Annotated in this window: 18 protein-coding genes; 5 read left to right on the forward strand and 13 right to left on the reverse strand. The window is 64.3% G+C overall.

The genetic code is table 11. The features are described 5' to 3' along the window. Nucleotides 1–167 precede the first annotated feature (167 nt). The 5 genes from IC761_RS28775 to fliI all read right to left on the reverse strand — a co-directional run bounded on the left by IC761_RS28775 (nucleotide 168) and on the right by fliI (nucleotide 5081). Complete coding sequence (locus tag IC761_RS28775; RefSeq protein WP_195800049.1) at nucleotides 168–1127, reverse strand: helix-turn-helix transcriptional regulator; 960 nt, start codon at nucleotides 1125–1127, stop codon at nucleotides 168–170. 256 nt (nucleotides 1128–1383) lie between these two features. Next, a complete protein-coding gene (locus IC761_RS28780; protein WP_195804796.1) occupies nucleotides 1384–2433 on the reverse strand; it encodes an anti-sigma factor in 1050 nt (349 codons plus the stop codon). 37 nt (nucleotides 2434–2470) lie between these two features. Further along, nucleotides 2471–3016, reverse strand: coding sequence for a sigma-70 family RNA polymerase sigma factor (locus IC761_RS28785; RefSeq protein WP_195800050.1), 546 nt, complete (start codon nucleotides 3014–3016; stop codon nucleotides 2471–2473). 187 nt (nucleotides 3017–3203) lie between these two features. Further along, the gene (gene fliJ / locus IC761_RS28790) at nucleotides 3204–3623 is read right to left on the reverse strand and encodes a flagellar export protein FliJ (RefSeq protein ID WP_195800051.1); all 420 of its coding nucleotides are present in this window, start codon (nucleotides 3621–3623) and stop codon (nucleotides 3204–3206) included. A gap of 132 nt (nucleotides 3624–3755) precedes the next feature. Continuing rightward, nucleotides 3756–5081: a flagellar protein export ATPase FliI gene (fliI, locus tag IC761_RS28795; protein ID WP_195800052.1), complete on the reverse strand. Its 1326-nt coding sequence runs from the start codon at nucleotides 5079–5081 to the stop codon at nucleotides 3756–3758. Between the two features lie 444 nt (nucleotides 5082–5525). Between fliI and ctrA the strand changes: the two genes are divergently transcribed. Next, a complete protein-coding gene (ctrA, locus tag IC761_RS28800) occupies nucleotides 5526–6227 on the forward strand; it encodes a response regulator transcription factor CtrA (protein WP_195800053.1) in 702 nt (233 codons plus the stop codon). A 109-nt stretch (nucleotides 6228–6336) separates the two neighbouring features. On the opposite strand, the gene IC761_RS28805 is transcribed toward ctrA, so the two are convergent. Both IC761_RS28805 and IC761_RS28810 read right to left on the reverse strand, forming a co-directional pair. Beyond that, entirely contained in the window at nucleotides 6337–7920 is a 1584-nt protein-coding gene (locus IC761_RS28805; protein ID WP_195800054.1) for a hypothetical protein, read from the reverse strand. A 35-nt stretch (nucleotides 7921–7955) separates the two neighbouring features. Next, nucleotides 7956–9791, reverse strand: coding sequence for a CHAT domain-containing tetratricopeptide repeat protein (locus tag IC761_RS28810; RefSeq protein WP_195800055.1), 1836 nt, complete (start codon nucleotides 9789–9791; stop codon nucleotides 7956–7958). A gap of 387 nt (nucleotides 9792–10178) precedes the next feature. On the opposite strand from IC761_RS28810, the gene IC761_RS28815 reads away from it, so the two are divergent. From IC761_RS28815 to IC761_RS28830, 4 genes are all read left to right on the forward strand, one after another. Continuing rightward, nucleotides 10179–10583, forward strand: a complete 405-nt coding sequence (locus IC761_RS28815) for a DUF350 domain-containing protein (RefSeq protein WP_195800056.1) — start codon at nucleotides 10179–10181, stop codon at nucleotides 10581–10583. 17 nt (nucleotides 10584–10600) lie between these two features. Next, a complete protein-coding gene (locus tag IC761_RS28820; protein ID WP_195800057.1) occupies nucleotides 10601–10984 on the forward strand; it encodes a hypothetical protein in 384 nt (127 codons plus the stop codon). A 67-nt stretch (nucleotides 10985–11051) separates the two neighbouring features. Then, complete coding sequence (locus IC761_RS28825) at nucleotides 11052–11279, forward strand: hypothetical protein (RefSeq protein WP_195800058.1); 228 nt, start codon at nucleotides 11052–11054, stop codon at nucleotides 11277–11279. A 3-nt stretch (nucleotides 11280–11282) separates the two neighbouring features. Further along, on the forward strand, nucleotides 11283–12440 hold the full coding sequence (locus tag IC761_RS28830) for a glutathionylspermidine synthase family protein (protein ID WP_195800059.1): 1158 nt from the start codon (nucleotides 11283–11285) through the stop codon (nucleotides 12438–12440). Nucleotides 12441–12445: 5 nt separating this feature from the next. Here IC761_RS28830 and IC761_RS28835 read toward each other — a convergent pair whose 3' ends face one another. From IC761_RS28835 to chpT, 6 genes are all read right to left on the reverse strand, one after another. Beyond that, nucleotides 12446–13318: a CheR family methyltransferase gene (locus tag IC761_RS28835; RefSeq protein ID WP_195800060.1), complete on the reverse strand. Its 873-nt coding sequence runs from the start codon at nucleotides 13316–13318 to the stop codon at nucleotides 12446–12448. Next, nucleotides 13315–14514, reverse strand: coding sequence for a protein-glutamate methylesterase/protein-glutamine glutaminase (locus IC761_RS28840; protein ID WP_195800061.1), 1200 nt, complete (start codon nucleotides 14512–14514; stop codon nucleotides 13315–13317). Before IC761_RS28840 ends, IC761_RS28835 begins: the two co-directional genes overlap by 4 nt. A 74-nt stretch (nucleotides 14515–14588) precedes the next feature. After that, nucleotides 14589–14954 (reverse strand): response regulator, encoded by a 366-nt coding sequence (locus tag IC761_RS28845; protein ID WP_008138864.1) that lies wholly within the window; start codon nucleotides 14952–14954, stop codon nucleotides 14589–14591. Nucleotides 14955–15021: 67 nt separating this feature from the next. Next, the gene (locus IC761_RS28850) at nucleotides 15022–15492 is read right to left on the reverse strand and encodes a chemotaxis protein CheW (RefSeq protein ID WP_195800062.1); all 471 of its coding nucleotides are present in this window, start codon (nucleotides 15490–15492) and stop codon (nucleotides 15022–15024) included. A 23-nt stretch (nucleotides 15493–15515) separates the two neighbouring features. After that, nucleotides 15516–18332, reverse strand: coding sequence for a hybrid sensor histidine kinase/response regulator (locus IC761_RS28855; protein ID WP_195800063.1), 2817 nt, complete (start codon nucleotides 18330–18332; stop codon nucleotides 15516–15518). A 196-nt stretch (nucleotides 18333–18528) separates the two neighbouring features. Next, nucleotides 18529–19182 (reverse strand): histidine phosphotransferase ChpT, encoded by a 654-nt coding sequence (gene chpT, locus IC761_RS28860; RefSeq protein ID WP_195800064.1) that lies wholly within the window; start codon nucleotides 19180–19182, stop codon nucleotides 18529–18531. Nucleotides 19183–19190: the final 8 nt, after the last annotated feature.

Raw genomic sequence — 19190 nt, forward strand, 5'->3', positions numbered from 1 at the left:
GAGGTCGTTCGACAATGGGGCCACCTACAGACATCTCATGCTGACATCTCCCGCCAGGAGGCATTTCAGCCCGTTGTGGTGCGCGGTGCTTTCTCCGCACTCTGTCGCATCATGTCGCTTGGTTGATGGATGTCCGGGCCGGGCCCCGCCCTGGACAAAATCCCGGCTCACGCCTCGCGCAGTTCCGACGGCGTCGTGCCAAAACGCTTGCGGAAGGCGCGGTTGAAATAGGACAAATCCGAAAAGCCCGAGGAATGCGCGATGTCGCTGATCTTGCGCGCCCTGGCGCGGGGATCGCCGAGCAGTTTTCGCGCAAGCAACAGACGCTGCTCCAGCACGAATTCGGTGAAGGTCGTGCCGGCCTGCTCGAACAGCCGCTGCGCCTGGCGCGGGCTGAGGCCCGAGCGCGTCGCGACCTCCGACAGGCAGAGATCGTTGCGGCCGAGCGCCGCCATCACGTCGGCGCGTATCAGATCGAGACGTGCGGCCGCATGACCCCGGCCGCGCGCCAGCGCCGCGTGCTCGGCATCGGTGCCGAGCAGAAGGCCGACGAGATCGACCATGTGCTGCGCGGTCAGGCGCTGGCCGACCGCGTCGAGATGCGGCGCATGATTGGCGGCGAGCGCGTGGTAGCGGAAGATGGTCTCGGCGACCGCGCCGTCGCAAAGCACCTGCGACAGCTTCTCCTCGGCACGCGGATTGATGTCGAGCAGCGCGCGGCGCGGCATGCGGATCGTCGTGAAGCGGTCTTCACTGGTGTGACCGACGCTGCCGGTGATGCTCATGTCGGCAAGCACCATCTGCGCTGGCGCCAGTTCGACGCTGTGGCCGTTCTGCCGGATACCGACCAGGCCGGCATGTGCGGCGATCAGGACGAGATCGTCGCTGCCGTCAGCAAGGCTGCTTTGCGTGCGCGAGTATCGCGCCGAAGCCCCTTCGGGAATGGCCAGCACGATATTGTCGACAACGCTGATCTGGAGGCGGCAATCGATGCTGTCGCCGTGGCTCGGCCCGATATCGAGGCCACATGACCCCAGGGCCCTGTCGCGCCAATGTTCGAAGGCCGGCCCCTGCGGAAGGCCCGAATACTGGTGAATGAAGATGCCCGGCGGCCTGGCTGCGTCCATCTGATTTCCTGCCCCTCTCCGGCACCACGATCGGCGGCGCCGACTGCAAATTCCGGGGATTTGACGCGGCAATTTGTGGGGAGGTTCAAATCGGGGGCGGATTTGGCCGGGCTTGTCGGATTGCGACGGCGGAATGGACAATAGCGACAAGGGATGCGCCTTTTGTAACCCGGATGGAGCGAAAGCCTAATCCGGGACCCATGCGCGTGATGGCTGACGGACCCGGATCGCGCTGCGCTCGATCCGGCCTACGGAACTATTTCTTCGCGGGAACCTGCGGCTGCGTCGGCGGCACAGTCTCGATCAGCTTGCCGGAAAACACCGGCGCCGATGTCGGTTGGCCGTTAGGCGAGCCGCCCGCCTGCTCGACGGTGACGGCATAGGTCGCGCCGTTGACGACGTCGGCATCGAAGCCGGCGAGCACCGGGCGCGCGGTGAAGTCGCCACTGCCGATCACGCCAAGCGAGCGCGGGCGCGGCAGCTTGTCGGAGATCAGCCACAGCTCAAAACTCTTGCCGGGCTCCGGCGTCGCGCCGACCTTGCGCACGGTGAAGTTCTTGGTCGCGCCATCGATGGTGAGGATGAAGGCGGGGCCGCCGCTCTGGCCCTGCAACAGCGCGACATATTGCGCCGGCGAGGACAGCGGCGCGGCCGGTGTCTTCACCTCGACGGTCTGGACGCGCGGCGCCGGGCGCAGCGCGCCGGGCAGTGCATCGGGCGAGAATATCTGAAGCGACAGCGTCATCAGCAGCGCGGCCGCGAGCGCACCCACGGCGGCGGCAATGTTGCGCCAGCGCTTCACGCGGCTTTCGAGATAGATCACGTTGGTGTCGTCGACGATCGGCACCTGTTGAATCGTCGCGACACCCGGATCGGGCGCGTGCGTCTGCGGAATGAACTGCGGTGCGATGTCCGGAATGGTATCGGAGTCGGATTGCGGTGGCTCCGGCGGCGGCACGTCCAACGACGGAAGCTCTGGCGATAAAGGCTCCGGCGAGGACGCCACCGGCGGCGGCGGCACGTCCGACGGCGCCGGCGGTTCGTGCATGGCCGGCGGCACCTGCGAATCCTGCGATGACGCCGCCTGCGCGATCTCGCGTCTGATGTTCTCCCATACGATCGGCCGCGGCTCGATCGTGCCGACCATCTGATTGAGGACGCCGAGCTGGAATTCCCAGGCCTGCACGACCGCCGCGAACTCCTGGTCCACCGCCATCATGGTCACGACCTGCGCACGCTCGTCGGCATCGAGTGTACCGAGCGCATATTCCGCGGCGAGCGCGATATGGTCCTCCGTGTAGGCCATCAATTGCAGTCCAAAACCATCCTCATCGTCGAAGCCCTCATAGTCCAAGACACTCCCGGATATCCAACATGCTGCGTCGCAGCCACGTCTTCACCGTGTTGACGGGCGCGGCGAATTTTTCCGCCAATTGCTCGCGGCTCCAGCCGTTGTAATAGGCGAGAAGCACGAGCCTTTGACGGTCCGGCTCGAGCCGACCGATACATTCCAGGAGCCGCTTCAACTCCTCGGACATCTCCCTGCGCGCCAGGGGATCGGGACTGTCTGCGGCGACTTCCATCGCCTGGGGCTCCTCCTCGATGGAAGCCTCCGTTTTCTTTCGCACGATGTCGATCGCGCGATTGCGCGCGATCGACGCCATCCACGTGATCGGCGACGACAGCGTCGGATTGAACTGGCCCGCGCTGTTCCAGATCTTGACGTAGGTCTCCTGAATGACCTCCTCTGCGAGATCCTGTCGGCGCAAGATACGGAGCACGACGCCATAGAGTTTCGCGCGCGTGGCACCATAGAGGCGCTCGAACGCGGCCTGGTCGCGCTTCGCCACCGCCTCAATCAGCCCGACCAGCTCCGCTGGCGTCAGCATTCAGCCCCCCAACACGCAGGCTCCCGTCGCATCCCGCGCGGACCCCGGCACTGCGCTACCATAGCGCGCGGTAAAGCCCGCCACCAAGGGGGCGGCACGCCACACTGTGGACAGGAAACGCAAAAACCCGGACCTTGCGGGTCCGGGCTCGCAAATTCTCAGGCGGTTTGACCCGCTGGCCGCGTCGTCAGGCGACGGCGCCGATGCGGGAGCGCATCAGGCCGATGCTGTCGAGGTCGGCCTGCTCGCGGGCGTTTTCCTCGGCGCGCTCGCGGGCCTGGTCGCGCTCGTCCAGGAGCTCGACCTTCTTCAATTCCTCGAAGGCCTCCCCGAGGGCAGCCTTGGCCTCCTCGAGCTGGCCCTTGAGCTCGTCGGCCGAGCGGGTCAGGTTCTCGCGGCGCTGGATGGCGGCCTTGGCATAGGTCGGATAGGCGAAATGCGAGGGATCGTTGATCCCGGCGCGGTCCTGCTCGGTCTGGATCTCGCGCTCAAGATCGGTCGACATCCGCTGGAAGTCGGCAATCATGGACTCGATCTGGGCGACCCTGCGGCGCTTCTCGTCGACCTGAAACTTCTTCAGGCGAATGAGGGTATCACGTGACTTCATCGACTCGTACTCCCCAGAAGTCCCCTAGCTGCAAGATATACACACATTGGGACGACACCGGTCTCCCCACAGGCCCAACGGGGCCAAGACCGGCTCTGCTACTCTGTGAGATCGGATGATGACGGGACAAAGTTAGCGTTCCGTTTCCAAATTGCCGAGGATTTGCGCCAACTGGCGATAGCCGTCGGCCAGCGACGCACTTTCCTCCTTGCGCTGGCGCAGGAACGCCTCCAGCGGCTCATGCAGGCGGATCGCCTCGTCGACCTCGGGGCTGGAGCCGGCCCGGTAGGCCCCGAGCCGGATCAATTCCTCCATGTCGGCATAGGTCGCCATCACCGCCCGCGCCTTCTGGATGGTCGGCCAGAACTGCGGATCGGCCGATTTCGGCATGGTGCGGGAAACCGATTTGAGGATGTTGATGGCGGGGTAGCGGCCGCGCTCGGCGATCTGACGCTGCATCACGATATGGCCGTCGAGGATGCCGCGGACGGCGTCCGCGATCGGTTCGTTGTGGTCGTCGCCATCGACCAGCACGGTGAAGATCGCGGTGATCGCGCCCTCGCCGAGGCCGGGACCGGCGCGCTCCAGAAGCTTGGGCAGCTCGGTGAAGACGGTCGGCGTGTAGCCCTTGGCTGTCGGCGGCTCGCCGGCGGACAGCCCGATCTCGCGCTGGGCCATGGCAAAGCGCGTCACCGAGTCCATCAGGCAGAGCACGTCCTGGTCCTCGTCGCGAAAATATTCGGCGACCGCGAGCGTCAGATAGGCGGCCTGCCGCCGCATCAGCGCCGGCTCGTCGGAGGTTGCGACCACCACGACGGAGCGTGCCAGCCCCTCCTCGCCGAGATCGTCCTGCAAGAACTCCTGCACCTCGCGGCCGCGTTCGCCGATCAGGCCGATGACGCTGATATCGGCATCGACGTTGCGCGCCAGCATCGAGAGCAGCACCGATTTGCCGACGCCGGAGCCTGCAAAGATGCCCATGCGCTGGCCGCGGCAGCAGGTGAGGAAGGTGTTCATCGCGCGCACGCCGAGATCGAGCGGCGCCCCGACGCGCTTGCGCGAATGCGCCGGCGGCGGCGAATTGCGGAACGGCATCGGGGACGCGCCTTGCGGCAACGGCCCCTTGCCGTCGATCGGCTCGCCCAGCGCATTGACGACACGGCCGAGCCACGCCGCCGACGGCCGCACTTGATTGGCGGCGTTGGCGATGACCGCCTTGCAGCCGCGGCGCACGCCATCGAGCCCGGCGAACGGCATCACGACGGCATTGCTGCCGGAGAAGCCGATCACCTCGCAGGGGATGGAACGGTTGGCACCGGTCTCGATCACGAGCCGCGCGCCGACCGACATCGCGTGGATCGGACCGGCCACCTCGACCATCAGGCCGCGCACGCCGACCACGCGGCCATAAATGTTGACGCCGTCGATATCGCCGATCTGTTCGGCAAGAGCTTTCATACAAGAGCTTTCATACCAGCGCCTTCATAAAGGGGCCTTCATAAGGGGTCGCACCGCGCTGATCCGGGCCTTCACGGGGAAACTCTTAAGTTTCGCCATATTTCTGAACGGAGCTTAACCTCGTGTTTACCCGCATCATTAATCATTGCGTCACTGTCTTTGTGACTGAGCGTGACCCCCCTTCAGAAGAAGGCTGAGTCGCGGGAGTCGGTTAGGCCCGTCTCTTAAAGTGGAACTTGAACGGAAACGGGTAACGAAAGCTGCTTCGCGCGCAAGACCTTAGGGCGATTCGTCAAAAATTGCACCGGGGGGACTTGCGTTCCAGAATCAGAGTTTGTTAACCATCTGTCGTCAGGATCCGAATCAGTTGTTCAAAGGCGTTTTGTTGAGTGCCGCGAATGCGGCCGACCTGACGCCCAGGAGCGGCGACTATGGGGAACTGGCATGCGCGTTTTGCTGATTGAAGATGACAGCGCCGTCGCGCAGTCGATCGAGCTGATGCTGAAGTCTGAGAGCTTCAACGTCTACACGACCGATTTGGGGGAAGAAGGCGTCGATCTCGGTAAATTATACGATTACGACATTATCCTTCTCGACCTCAACCTGCCCGACATGTCCGGCTACGACGTGCTCAAGCAGCTTCGGGTCTCCAAAATCAAGACACCGATCCTGATCCTCTCCGGCCTCGCCGGCATCGAGGACAAGGTCAAGGGTCTCGGCGTCGGCGCCGACGACTACATGACGAAACCCTTCCACAAGGACGAGCTGGTTGCCCGCATCCACGCGATCGTGCGCCGCTCCAAGGGTCACGCCCAGTCGGTCATCCAGACCGGCGACCTCGTCGTCAACCTCGACACCAAGACGGTCGAAGTCGGCGGCCAGCGCGTGCATCTGACCGGCAAGGAATACCAGATGCTGGAGCTGCTCTCGCTCCGCAAGGGTACCACCCTCACCAAGGAAATGTTCCTGAACCACCTCTATGGCGGCATGGACGAGCCCGAGCTGAAGATCATCGACGTCTTCATCTGCAAGCTCCGCAAGAAGCTCGCGAATGCCTCCGAGGGCCGCAACTTCATCGAGACCGTCTGGGGCCGCGGCTACGTGCTGCGCGAGCCGCACGACGCCGAAGAGCGCATCCCCGCCTGATCATGGGTCAAGTCGCGAGCCCAAGGGCTCGCTCCTCCCAGCCTGGACCCCGCCGCAAATGGCGGGGTTTTGTTTTTTGGGGCATCGCCGACCGTGATGTCCGGATCGCTCAGGCGCCGGCGAGCACCGGCGTGGCCAGAACCGGCCGCCTGACCGGGCACCGCGCGGCCGCCTCCCGCAAATGGCCGATCACCGCGTAGCCGATCACGAATCCGAACCCGAAGGTCGGCAGCACGAAAGTGAGCTCGAACATCCACGGCGAGACGCCCTCGACAATCTCCATCACCGGCATATGGATGATTTGGTGGATCGCCATCACCACCCACAGCATCACGGTCATTCCGCCGCCAAAGACAAGGCCGTCCCTCAACCGCCTTGTCAGCCTCGACCGCTTGTCCCAGGTCGAATCCTGCACCAGCAGAGCCGTCATCGTCCCTATGCCCCAGGGAAAGATCAACAACGGCAGCTCGCGCAGCACCACGTCGGCGAAGGGACGGTCCGGAAACTGGCCGAGATCGAACACCGCCTGCACCGGAAAAAAGATCAGCGCACTGACGAGCCCCACCGACAGGATGAATCCGACCGGGAGCCGGCCGAAGATGTTCTCGTTCGCGAACGCGTAATGGCGCTTGAAATAGTAGATCAGCAGGAAGTTGACGATGATCTGAAGCGGGGTCGTGACCAGCGTCCGCAGCGCTGCGGCGGATTGATCTCCGGGCATACGAACGACTGTCCAGGATGCGAGCAGCCACAGCAGGCACCAGCCGGAGGCGAAGGCGGCGACGACCAGCACGAACTTCAGGATGCCGGGCGAGGCCGGATCCAGCGCGAACCCGATCTCTCCCAATCTGCGCTTGCTGCGGGCAAGCGTCCACTCGCCGGCGAGGGCCGCGCGCGCAGCAAACAGCAGAAGGTTGTTGAGCAGCGAATCCATGTCCTTGCGCAGATCCTCCAGCATGCTGCCGGCTGCCGTCTGGGCGGCGAGCTGAAGCTGGCTGACGGTGCTGTGGCGGGTTGAGAGGGAATCGAGGGCCTGCCAGTCGTTCGGCTCGACCTCGCTGTCCTCCATGATCGCGCCGTAGATCTCGCCGCTGCTCTTGAGCACCCGGACCGTGCGGAAGCACAGCGCATCGTAGACGGATTGCAGTTCGGCGTGGACATCGGCGTTGCGTTCCATGAAGCTCTCGCGCCGTTCGGCGCAGCGATCGAGATGCAGCATCAGCGCCGAGATCTTGAGAAATCGCGCCTGGATCGCGGTCGACTGCACGGCGCGGAAGTCGTCGATCTGGTAACCGATCCTGGACAGCTTGCGCTGCAGGATCGGCATGTCGTCGGGACGAACCTGAAACGGCGATGCGGCCAGCGCGTCGCGCAGCGAAAGCGCGCTGACGGGAATGCCGGCCAGTGCCTGGCACAGGCCTCGCCACCACCTCGGAAAGAAGGGAATTTTCCAGGCCAGGACCACGAGCCAGATCGCGGCGAGCGGCGACAGCTTGTGCGAGAGCAGCCAATAGGTGAACAGAAAGGGCGAGGCGAAGGTGGCGATGCCGAACAGGAACAAAGGCCTCGTCGTGAACGAGCGCGTCCCCTTCAACGTGTGAAACCTGAACCAGTAGAACAGGGCGACGAGAAGCGGCCCGCCGAAGGAGCCAAAGACCGTGTTCAAGAATCCGACGACATTTTCGAGCGTCACGATGAATTCCTATCACTAGGGTTCGCTGTCGAAAGTCACACGATCTGGGCGACGATCTTGGCTTTGTGGACCAGGAGGTCGAGGTTGTCGGGCGCCAGCGCAATCGCGCTGTCCATGTCGCTCTGGGCTTTTGCCAGGTCCTTGACCTGCGCCTGGGCGTTGGCCCGCGACACGAAATATTTCGGCTCGTTCTCGTTCAGCGTGATGGCGGTGCCGAACGACTTGATCGCCTCCTCCACATAGCCGCGCTTGTCGTCGGTGCCAGCCGCCGTCATGCTGACGATGCCCTTGTTCCAATAGAACTCGGCGTTGTCAGGCTTGAGCTTGATCGCTTCCGTGATGTCGTTGAGCGCGTTCTCGTAGAGGCCCATGGTCACGTTCAAATTGGCCCTGCGCACGAAATATTCCGGCTTCGTCGGATCAAGCTTGAGCATGTAGGCGAAGCTGGCGGCGGCCCTCGCGAACAGCTTCTGCTTGTGCTGAAGCGTGCCGAGATCGTAATAGACCTTGGCAAGCCGGACCGAGAGCTCGTTGTCGTCGGCGAGCAGGCTGTGCAGTTCCTGTCCCCGCCGGGTCAGATCCTCCAGCGTTTCGATCGTTGCCGGCGCGACGGTGAGCGCGTCCATGAATTCGTCACGCGCACGCAGCAGCGCCTCCCTCGACGGATTGCCGCCGGCGGCGCGACCTGCGATCGGTGGCGACGCCTGGACGACATCGAAGATCTTGCCGTCGGACGAACGCATGTAGAGAACGGGAATTCCCCATTCCACCCGGGATTTCTGCTGGATGAATTTGCGCGCGAGCGTCACCGCGTCATCGATCGGACGGTTGCCGGCCAGCGCGGCGTAAAATCCTTCCGACATCGAGATCGCGGCGCTGTCGGTAATGGGAAACTGCATCGCCACCACGGCAGGCAGCCATCCCGTCTTCATCAGGCCGATCGCCGGATTCCCGAAGCGATCGCCGACATTGATCCTCGCGCTCTCGCAGCAATTGAGGACGATCAGGCGCAGGCTCCTGCGCGCCTCCGTCAGCATGGTCGCGAGGTCGGAGGCGAACTTCTTCACCGGCTTGCCATCCTCGTCGACCATGACGACGAAACCACGTTCGTCGAAGCTGTCGGCTGCGAATCCCGGCAAGGCTTCGTCGACGCCGCCGTGGCCGATGAAATGGAAAATGTGCCACTCGCCTTCGAGCAGCTTCTTCATCAGGTCTTTCCCGGTTCCGCCGGGGACCCATTGGAAGTCGACGCGACCGTCATGCTGGAGCGTGTCGATGCCCTTGTTGATGCGGTCGCGCTCCCTGACGACGTCGAGCTTCGGCCAGTCGCTGGTGGCCGGATCGGCGATCATGCCGAGAATGCGCAACGGTCCCTTGACCCCCATGCGGCCGACGCCGCCCGCGGTGTCGAGGTGCCGCACGACAGGACGCGTCAGGCTGACGAAACCCTGCACGTCGCTCTCGTCGAAGAGATATTCCCACGGCAGCCCGGCGAGCTCCGCCGCCTCGATCCGCAGCTTGATCCTCAGATCCTGTGCCGCGCCCTTGCTGCGGTCGTAGACCTGCTGAATCAATGGAACCTCGGTGAAGACGCTTCGGAACACCCCTCGCCCGAAATCCCGCAACACCTGCTCGCCGCGCGTCTTCGGACCCTGGAAATTCTTCTCGTCGATCTCCAGAACGGCACTTTCCAGCTCGCCTCGCAGCTTGGCCAATTCGCCCGGCGCGCTGAACCAGAACTTCACCTGGCTCCTCGGCGCCTCGCCGCCCGGCGACTTGACCACCCGGCCGTAATATTGCTGAGGCCCGCCGCCCGCCGGCAGATAGGAGCCGATCTCGAGCTCGAAATCTTCGTATTCGGCAAGGGGCATTTTGAGCCTCACTCAACAACATCTCTACCTGAACGAACAATCCTTCAAATTGGCGAGGCCTGCGGCCGCATGGCGCGCGACCGGACGAGACGCATCGCCCCCGGTCAGATCGTCCCCACCTGATCGTGCATGCGCCGGAGAGCTGATCTCATCGAGCGCGCATCTCATGTGCGTGCTCCTCCAGGACGACGGCAACATCAATGCACCAGACTATCACATGCAACCTCGGGGCGCATTTGTGAAGCATGTCTCACGCGACCCGAAAATTTGTGCAGTGCCCGGGCACCATCGTGCGCCGGTTTCCTTTCTGGGGATCGAACCTGCCAGCCCGATGCGGCGACTAAGCGATCGTGCCAGAATTCGCGGCCGCCAACGTCGGACGTCACCATGATCCTGCAATCGCTCGCCGGCCTTCCCGCCTTTCTGGTCTATTTCTGCACCGGACTGATCGCGATAGTAGCGTACCTCTTCGTCTACACGCGGATCACGCCGCACAACGAGTTCCAGCTGATCCGCGATAACGACCCGGCGGCCGCGATTGCGCTCGGCCTCAGCCTGCTCGGCTTCGTGGCGCCGCTGTTCAGCGCGATCGCGCATTCGGTCAATGTGCTGGATTGCCTGATCTGGGCCTTCATCGCCCTGATCGTGCAGGTCGCCGTATTCTACATCGTCAAGATCCCGGTGCCGAACCTGTCGGGTCGGATCGCCGCAGGCGAGCTTGCACCCGCAATCTGGCTCGGCCTGTCCTCGCTCGCCGCAGGCCTCCTGAACGCCGCCTGCATGATCTACTGACATGGCAGCGAAGTGATATGGCCAACAAGCCTCCCACCAAGGATTTCGGCAAGCGCAGGCCGGCGCCGCCGCCGTCGACGCCGCGGGAGCCGGTGAAGCGCTCCGGCCATGTCGCGCTGCTGGTGATGGGCACGATCGCGGTCGGTACCACCGCCTACATGCTGATGCCCCGACGGAATTGCGATCCCCCGCCTCCCGGGGCGGCCGCGACGGCGCAGCAGCCAGGCACCAATTGCGGCAGCAGCGGCTCATCGAGCAGCAGCGGCTCGCATTGGTCGTCGCGATCGAGCTTCTTCAGCAGCGATTCCTCGAGCCATTCCTCGTCGGGGACATCCGATTCAGGCGGCGTCACTCGCGGCGGCTTCGGCTCCTTCGGCCACGGCTTCTCGGGCGGCGAATGAGGCGCGGGTTTGTGAATTCAATGCCGCATGTCGGTCTGCTCTAAGTGACGTCGCGGGAGGAAGCGACATGAAACGTTCGCGAAGGGTCATGCTCACCCTGATGGGCACTGCCGCGGTCAGCGCGGTGTCGACGGGACTTGCGAAGGCCGCACGACCGTGCGGGTCCGGCCTCGAAGCCGTCCCTGGCATCGACGGCAAGCGCTATTGCCGGCCCACCATCGGTGGTTTCGGCGGCACGCTGCATAACATGCACGGTCATGGGCACGGTGGCCATGGCGGCCACGGCGGCGGCTGATCCATGCAACGCATCATCTGTCCCGAGCGCGATGACTGGCAACAGACCGCCGAGCAATGCGGCTTTGCCTTTCATACCATCGACGGCGAGCGCTATTGGGACGAGCGCGCCTATTACGCCTTCACGCTCGACGAGATCGAGCGCGGCATCGAGACGCCGACCGGCGAGATCGACGCGATGTGCATCGAGCTCGCCGGCCGCGTGATCGGCGACGAGCAGCATTTGCGGCGCTTGAAGATCCCGGAAGCGTTCTGGGATCTGATCGCCGAGAGCTGGGAGCACGATGACCGCAGCCTCTATGGCCGGCTCGACCTCAGATTCGACGGCGCGGCGCCCGCAAAGCTGCTCGAGTACAACGCCGACACGCCGACCTCGATCTTCGAGGCCGCGGTGTTTCAATGGACCTGGCTCGAACAGGCGATCGAACGACACATCATCCCGGCTCGCGCCGACCAGTTCAACTCCATCCATGAGCGGCTGATCGAAGCGTGGAAGAGGATTGCCACCGGCCACCACCTGCACCTCACCGGCACCACCGGCAATGACGAGGATGCCGGCACGCTCGCCTACCTCGAGGACACCGCGCGCCAGGCGGGACTATCGACCACGCTGCTCGACATCGAGGAGATCGGCTGGCGCGATGCGGGCGGTTTCGTCGATCTCGACGACCGCGACATGAAGCTCGTCTTCAAGCTCTACCCCTGGGAATGGATGTTCCACGACGCCTTCGGCGCGAAGCTCAAGGAGGCGCCGACGCGCTGGATCGAGCCGCCATGGAAGGCGGTGCTCTCCAACAAGGGCATCCTGCCGCTGCTCTGGGAGATGTTTCCGAATCATCCCAACCTGCTGCCGGCGTTCTTCGAGGACGATCCGCGCGCAGCCGGGCTCGGCACGTCCTATGTGCGCAAGCCGCTGCTGTCACGCGAAGGCGCCAATGTCACGCTGGTTTCGGCCGGCATTTCGCTCGACGAGCACACCGGCCCCTACGGCGCCGAAGGCTTTATTCGCCAGGCGCTCTCGCCGCTGCCGAATTTTTCAGGCTTCTATCCGGTGGTGGGCAGCTGGCTGGTGAATCACGAACCGTGCGGATTGTCCATCCGCGAGGACGAGAGCCCGATCACCGGCAACAGCTCGCGGTTTCTGCCGCATGCGATTTTGTGAGAGGTTTACCGCGCTGCTGCGACCTTCAGCGATTGCGGCATCAGTCCACCCATCGGACGGCCGGAGCGCGCCGGGTTGAGCTGGTAGAGCCCGCGACGGTCGGCGATCGGACGGAATGCATCGGTGATGCCGACGACGGATTCGGCCGCACCCAGCAGCAGCGTGCCATCGGCTTCCAGGCCCTTCGCCATGCGCTCGAAGATCACGGCTTTGGTGTCCTGGTCGAAATAGATCAGCACGTTGCGGCAGAAGATCACGTCGAACGTGCCGAGATGGGAGAAGTCCTGCAACAGATTGAGCTGGCGGAACTGCACCATCGCGCGGACATCGGCATTGAGCTGCCATGTCTCGCCGGATTGCGAGAAGTATTTCATCAAGAGCTGGATCGGCAGGCCGCGCTGCACCTCGAACTGGCTGTAGAGGCCGGCCTTGGATTTCTCCAGGACTTCCTGCGACAGGTCGGTGGCGACGATCTCGATGCGCCAGCCGGCGAGCGAGGCGCCCAACTCCTTCAAGCACATCGCGATCGAATAGGGCTCCTGCCCGGTCGAGGAGGCCGCCGACCAGATCCGCAGCGACTTGCGCGCGGCGCGCGCCTGGATCAGGCCGGGCATGATGGTGCCGCGCAGATGATCGAACGGGATCTTGTCGCGAAAGAAGAAGGTCTCGTTGGTGGTCATGGCCTCGACCACATCGGTCGCAAGCCTTCCATCGCCATTTCTGATCTTCAGGACGAGATCGGGGATGCCCGGCAGGCTCGCCTTGCGGGCGAGCGGCAGCAACCGGCTCTCGACCAGATATTGCTTGTCGGCAGAGAGATCGAGACCGGAGCGCTCTTTCAGGAACTTGCGCAGATACTCATAGTCCACAGGCGTCACGAGCGGTCTCCCGCGAACAGGCGATTGACCTTGGCACCGATCTGGTTGAGCGGCAGGATCGCGGAGCAGATGCCGGCATTGGCAGCGGCGCCGGGCATGCCCCACACCACGCTCGTCGCTTCGTCCTGCGCGATCACACTACCGCCGGCGGCGACGATGTCCTTGCCGCCGCGCATGCCGTCGGAGCCCATGCCGGTCAGGATCACGGAGAGGACGTTGCCGTGCCAGATGTCGATGGCGGAGGTGAAGAGGGGATCGACCGCGGGCTTGCAGAAATTGACGGCGGGGCCGTCGTCGAGCGCAATCGCAACGTCAGCGCCGTTGCGCACGACGCGCATGTGCTTGCCGCCTGGCGCGAGGTAGATGCGTCCCGGCTTGACGAGTTCGCCGTCGACCGCCTCGGCTGCCGGCTTGCGGCTGGAACGTGCGAGATGTTCGGCGAGAATGGTGGTGAAGGTCGGCGGCATGTGCTGGGTGATCAGCACCGGGAAACGGTCGATCACCGGGCCAAGCTCGGTGACGAGCGCCATCAGCGCCTGCGGGCCGCCGGTCGAGGAGCCGATCAAGAGCACCTTCGGAGCCTGGGTCGAGAACGGGCGCGTGGACAGCGCCCCCGCCGACGGCGCATGCACGAGCGGGGCCGTTGCAGCCGCGGTGGGCCGCGCGACAGCCGGTGCACGTGCGGCCGGCGCGGGGCTCGCGGGCGCCAGCGGCGGGCTCGCGATCGCAGGCTTGCGGCGCAGCCGTGCGCCGAGGTGACGAATCTTCTGGATCAAGTCGTGGTGGAAGATGTCAGCGGCGGATGCTTCGCGCGTCGATTCCGGCTTCGGAATGTAGTCGGCGGCACCGAGCGAGAGCGCCTTGAAGCTGATCTCCGCGTTGCGGCGGGTCAGCGTCGAAGCCATGATGATGACGAGGTCGCGCTTCTTCGCCAGCAGTTGTGGCAGCGCCGAGAGGCCGTCGAGCTCGGGCATTTCGATGTCGAGCACGGCGACGTCGGGGTTGATGCGTTCGAGCTGGTTGACCGCCTCGAGCCCGGTGCGCAAGGAGGCAGCGACCTCCATGTCGTGCTCGGCACCGATCCAGCGCGAGATCAGACCGCGAATGACGACGGAGTCGTCGACGATCATCACCCGCAGCGGCCCGGCCTCACGCGACGGGCTCGTGGTCGAATTGCCTGCGAACGCAACACTCATTACTCACCAACTCAGGCTGAAACGGTTCAGTTGAAACAATCGCCGAAGGATCCGTTCCGCCTCCGGGTGTTCGCTCAGATAAGTCCGACTTCCTGGAACTTCGCCGTCACGATGTCCTTGTCGAACGGCTTCATGATGTACTCGTTGGCGCCGGCATGCAGCGCACGCGCGATATGCGCGACGTCGTTCTCGGTGGTGCAGAACACCACCTTGGGCTGGTCACCGCCGGGCATGCGGCGCAGATGGCCGAGGAACTCGTAGCCGTCCATGATCGGCATGTTCCAGTCGAGCAGCACCGCGTCCGGAAGTCCGCGCTTGCAGGCCTCCAACGCCTTCTCACCGTCCTCGGCTTCGAGAATCTGGAAGTCGAGGCCTTCCAGGATCCGGCGCGCAACCTTGCGGATGACGCTGGAATCATCAACGACGAGACAAGTGCGCATGTGAACCTCCTATCCCCTGTCCGGGGACACTTCCAATTGCAGGTACGTCGGCGGCGATGCCGCCGTATCAGGCCGCCATCATCTCGGGCGCGAGTTCGAGGACGCGATCGACGTCGAGGACGACCATGAGCTGTCCGTCGAGGCGGTGGACGCCGCCGGCAAGCTTGGCCATGCGGGGATCGAGGTTGACGGGGTTTTCTTCCTTGCCGTCCTCGGCAAGCCGGAGCACCTCGCCGATCTGGTCGATCAGGAGGCCATAGGATTCACCGCGCAGGTCGACGCCGACCGCCATCGCCGTCTTGCCATCCTCGGGCTTGGGCAGGCCGAGGCGGGCGCGCATGTCGACCACGGTGACGATGCGGCCGCGCAGGTTCAACACGCCGGCGATCTCGCGCGAGGACAGGGGAACGCGGGTGACGCGCTCCGGCATGAACACGTCCTGGACGCGGGAGATCGGCAGGCCGAACAGCTGACCGCCGATCATCGCGGTGACGTATTCGACCATGGCGCCTTCGCCAATTTGCGTCTTCTTGCTCATCTCGTGTCTCCTGATCCCGCCGTTTACGCCGCCGCCCGGCTCAGCTCGGAGGCGCCGGCCGCGCCCGCGGTCTGCTCCTTCAGCGCCGCGATCAGGCCGGGCCGGTCGAACTTGGCGACATAATCGTGGAAGCCGGCCTGCCGGCCGCGCTCGATCGCCGCCGGCGACACCAGCGCGGAGAGGCCGATGATCGGCATCGCGCCGAGATTGCTGTCGGAGCGGATAACTTCCGCGAACTCGAACCCGTTCATGTCGGGCATCTCGATGTCGGTCAGGACCACGTCGAAGGTCTGGGCACGCAAGGCAGCCAGGCCTTCCTGCGCGGTCGGCGCGGTGCGGACCCGGTAGCCGGCGGCCTTGAGCACCGGGGCCAGCATGTTGCGGAAGAACGCGCTGTCGTCGACCAAGAGCACCGACTGCGAGTGCATCGACGGCTTCATCTCCTTGCGGGTGAACCAGTCGGCGAACGCCATCGGCAGGAAGTGACCGACGTCGATCACCTCGGTGGCCTGGCCCTTGATCACGGCCGAGCCCAGAATGCCCTGGCTGGAGCCGCCGACCTCGATGTTGAGCCGTTCCTCGACGATGTCGATGATCTCGTCGACGACGAGGCCCATGGAGCGGCCGTCATCGGCGAACACCAGGATCGGTTGCGCCCCCTGGCTTGCGATGGTGACGCCTTCCATGGCCACCAGCGGCATCAGCTGCTCGCGGTACTGCACCATGTAGCGGCCGTTACTGAACTCGATCTTGTCGGCCGGGAGCTCTTCCAGGCGGGTGACGAGCCCGAGCGGGACCGCCTTGGGCTGGGACGAGCCGGCGCGGAACACCAGGAGCGAGGTGGTCTGCTCGCCCGAGCCGATGTGGTGCGCGCCGTTCTCGTCGGCCATGTCATGGGCGGAAGAGCCGGCGGCGCCGAGCGCCTTGGCAATGCCGTTGGGGTCGATGATCATGATGACCGCGCCATCGCCCAGAATGGTGTTGCCGGAGAACATGTCGATGTGACGCAGCTTGGTCGACATCGGCTTGACCACGATTTCTTCGGTGTGGAACACGCCATCGACGACGATGCCAAAGGTCTGGCTGCCGACTTGCGTCACCACGATGAAGCCGTTCTCGGGATCGGAGGCCGCGCCGTCGTCGATCTTCAGGAGCTTCTTGAGGTGGATCAGCGGCAAGAGCTTGTTGCGCAACCGCAGGACAGCCGTGTCCTTGATGCGCTCGATGCGGTGCTCCGAGTTGGCACGGGCCCGCACCAGCTCGACCACCGAGAGCTGCGGGATGGCAAAGCGGTCGCCGGCGGCTTCCACGATCAGCGCGGAGACGATTGCCAAGGTCAGCGGGATCTTGATGGTGACGGAAGAACCTTCACCGGCCACCGACTTGATGTCGATGGTGCCGCCGATCTGGTCGATATTGGTGCGCACCACGTCCATGCCGACGCCGCGGCCGGAGACCGAGGTGATGGCGGCCGCGGTCGAGAAGCCGGGCGCGAAGATGAACTTGTGGATCTGCGCTTCCGACATCTTCTCGAGCTCGGCCTCGCTGACGAGACCTGAGGAGACTGCCTTGGCCTTGATCTTCTCGGTGTTGAGGCCTCTTCCGTTGTCGGCGATGCAGATGATGATGTGGCCGCCTTCGTGATAGGCGGACAGGCGAATGGTGCCCTGCTCGCCCTTGCCGCCGGCGAGACGCTCGGCGGGGGTCTCCAGGCCATGATCGGCGGAGTTGCGCACCATGTGGGTGAGCGGGTCCTTGATCAGATCGAGCACCTGGCGGTCGAGCTCGGTGTCGGCGCCGTGCATCTCCAGCTCGATCTGCTTGCCGAGTTCGCTCGACAGATCCCGGACGATGCGGGGCAGCTTCTGCCAGGCGTTGCCGATCGGCTGCATGCGCGTCTTCATGACGCCTTCCTGCAGCTCGGCGGTGACGTTGGAGAGGCGCTGCAACGGCACCTTGAACTCGGTGTCCTCGTTGCGGCGGGAGATCTCCAGCAGCTGGTTGCGGGTCAAGACCAGCTCGGAGACCATGGTCATCAGGTGCTCCAGCGTATCCACGTTGACGCGGATCGACTGGTTGGCGATGCGGTCGCCTTCAACGACGCTCTCATCGGCCATCGACTTCTTCGGCGCGGGCTTCTCCTTGGGCGCCTTCTCCTTGGCAGCAGGGGCCGGGGCTTCAGCAGCCGGCGCGGGCTCGGCCTTGACCTCGGCCTTGACCTCGGCCTTGGCAACAGGAGCCGGTGCGGGGGCTTCGATCGCGGTCTCGCGGAAGGCGCGCTCGAGCTCGTCGAGCGAGACTTCGCCCGGACGCAAGGGGCGCTCCAGGGTCTGGTCGATCAGCGAGCCCGTGGTCATGTCTTTGGCGGGAGCGGGCGCTGCGGCGACCGGCGCTTCCGGCACCAGCGGCGGCGCCTCAACGACGGGAGCGGCAACAGGAGCAGCGCCTGCCGCCATTGCGGCCATGCCCTGCTCGACCATTGCCTCTAATTTGTCGATGAGATCGCGGTCGGTGCCCTCGGGCTCGGCCTCGGTCGCCTCCAGCCCTGCCAAAATCTCCTTGATGCGGTCGATCGAGGACAGGATCACCGTCACGGCCTGTCCGGTCACCGGCATGCCGTCGCGGAATTTGCCCATCAGCGTCTCGCCGGCATGCGCCAGCGCTTCAAGCCGCGGCAACCCGAGGAAGCCGCACGTACCCTTGATGGTGTGGACCAGGCGGAAGATGTTATCCAGGATCTTGGCGTTGTTCGGCTCCTGCTCGAACTTCACCAGCTGATTGTCGACGGTGTCCAGGCTCTCGCTGGTCTCCGTCAAAAACTCCCGCAACAGATCATCCATGAAAACAGGCCTTCATACAGGGAGGGCGCGCACGATGTGTGATGCGCCATTCAGAATGGGGCCAGCTTCACCGCAAACCGTTTAATATTGGTTGAGTATGTGCAAAAGAACGGAACCAACAAAGAGATAAGGCGCTCCGGACAAGCCGAAGCGCCTCGTAAAGAATAGATTAACTGTCTTGAGAACGGCGGCGCGTTTACGAAGCGGTAACGATGATGGCTTCGCCTTCAGGCTTGAGCGTCACCGTGAGTCCGCAGGCCTGCGCCAGGAGCCGGGTATAATAGGGCTGGATTGCATGCGCGTCCGCAGCCGGTCCACGCGCGCCGCTCAGGAGCTCGGAGATGTTCTGCGGCAGGCGCGCATTGTGTCCGGTCGCGGTGATGCGGAAGCTCATGGTCTCGCCCTCGCCGATCGGATCGATCGTCAGCATGCCGCCGCGCGGGATCGTGTGCTGGGCAACGACCAGCATGTTGAGCAGCAGCTTGACGCGATTCTTCGGCAGCAGCAGCCGCGGCAAATTCCAGGTGATCGAGCACTTGCCGTCCTCGATATGGCCGCGCGCCATGGTCTGCGCATCGCCGAGGTCGATCTGTGCGCCGGAGGAGCCGGCCGCGCCGAAAGCGAGGCGACAGAATTGCAGCCGCGCGGATGCCGTCTTGGCGCTCTTGCGGATCAGATCGAGCGCGAACTCGCGGTCCTCGGGCTTGGGATCGTCGTCGAGCACCTCGAGACCATTGACGATCGCGCCGACCGGGCTGATGAGATCATGGCAGACCCGCGAGCACAGGAGTGCGGCGAGTTCGAGCATATCGGGAGCGGAAGCGGTACCGGGTGACGGAGCGTCAGACATAAAGGGTT

The organism is Bradyrhizobium commune, from assembly GCF_015624505.1.
In the GTDB taxonomy this organism is placed as follows: Bacteria; Pseudomonadota; Alphaproteobacteria; order Rhizobiales; family Xanthobacteraceae; genus Bradyrhizobium; species Bradyrhizobium commune.

Excerpts from the sequence above, each read along its gene's own strand:
- IC761_RS28775 (WP_195800049.1), bottom strand. The coding sequence starts at position 1,127 with ATGGACGCAGCCAGGCCGCCGGGCATCTTCATTCACCAGTATTCGGGC.
- IC761_RS28780 (WP_195804796.1), bottom strand. The coding sequence starts at position 2,433 with ATGGCCTACACGGAGGACCATATCGCGCTCGCCGCGGAATATGCGCTC.
- IC761_RS28785 (WP_195800050.1), bottom strand. The coding sequence starts at position 3,016 with ATGCTGACGCCAGCGGAGCTGGTCGGGCTGATTGAGGCGGTGGCGAAG.
- fliJ (WP_195800051.1), bottom strand. The coding sequence starts at position 3,623 with ATGAAGTCACGTGATACCCTCATTCGCCTGAAGAAGTTTCAGGTCGAC.
- fliI (WP_195800052.1), bottom strand. The coding sequence starts at position 5,081 with ATGAAAGCTCTTGCCGAACAGATCGGCGATATCGACGGCGTCAACATT.
- ctrA (WP_195800053.1), top strand. The coding sequence starts at position 5,526 with ATGCGCGTTTTGCTGATTGAAGATGACAGCGCCGTCGCGCAGTCGATC.
- IC761_RS28810 (WP_195800055.1), bottom strand. The coding sequence starts at position 9,791 with ATGCCCCTTGCCGAATACGAAGATTTCGAGCTCGAGATCGGCTCCTAT.
- IC761_RS28815 (WP_195800056.1), top strand. The coding sequence starts at position 10,179 with ATGATCCTGCAATCGCTCGCCGGCCTTCCCGCCTTTCTGGTCTATTTC.
- IC761_RS28820 (WP_195800057.1), top strand. The coding sequence starts at position 10,601 with ATGGCCAACAAGCCTCCCACCAAGGATTTCGGCAAGCGCAGGCCGGCG.
- IC761_RS28825 (WP_195800058.1), top strand. The coding sequence starts at position 11,052 with ATGAAACGTTCGCGAAGGGTCATGCTCACCCTGATGGGCACTGCCGCG.
- IC761_RS28830 (WP_195800059.1), top strand. The coding sequence starts at position 11,283 with ATGCAACGCATCATCTGTCCCGAGCGCGATGACTGGCAACAGACCGCC.
- IC761_RS28840 (WP_195800061.1), bottom strand. The coding sequence starts at position 14,514 with ATGAGTGTTGCGTTCGCAGGCAATTCGACCACGAGCCCGTCGCGTGAG.
- IC761_RS28845 (WP_008138864.1), bottom strand. The coding sequence starts at position 14,954 with ATGCGCACTTGTCTCGTCGTTGATGATTCCAGCGTCATCCGCAAGGTT.
- IC761_RS28850 (WP_195800062.1), bottom strand. The coding sequence starts at position 15,492 with ATGAGCAAGAAGACGCAAATTGGCGAAGGCGCCATGGTCGAATACGTC.
- IC761_RS28855 (WP_195800063.1), bottom strand. The coding sequence starts at position 18,332 with ATGGATGATCTGTTGCGGGAGTTTTTGACGGAGACCAGCGAGAGCCTG.
- chpT (WP_195800064.1), bottom strand. The coding sequence starts at position 19,182 with ATGTCTGACGCTCCGTCACCCGGTACCGCTTCCGCTCCCGATATGCTC.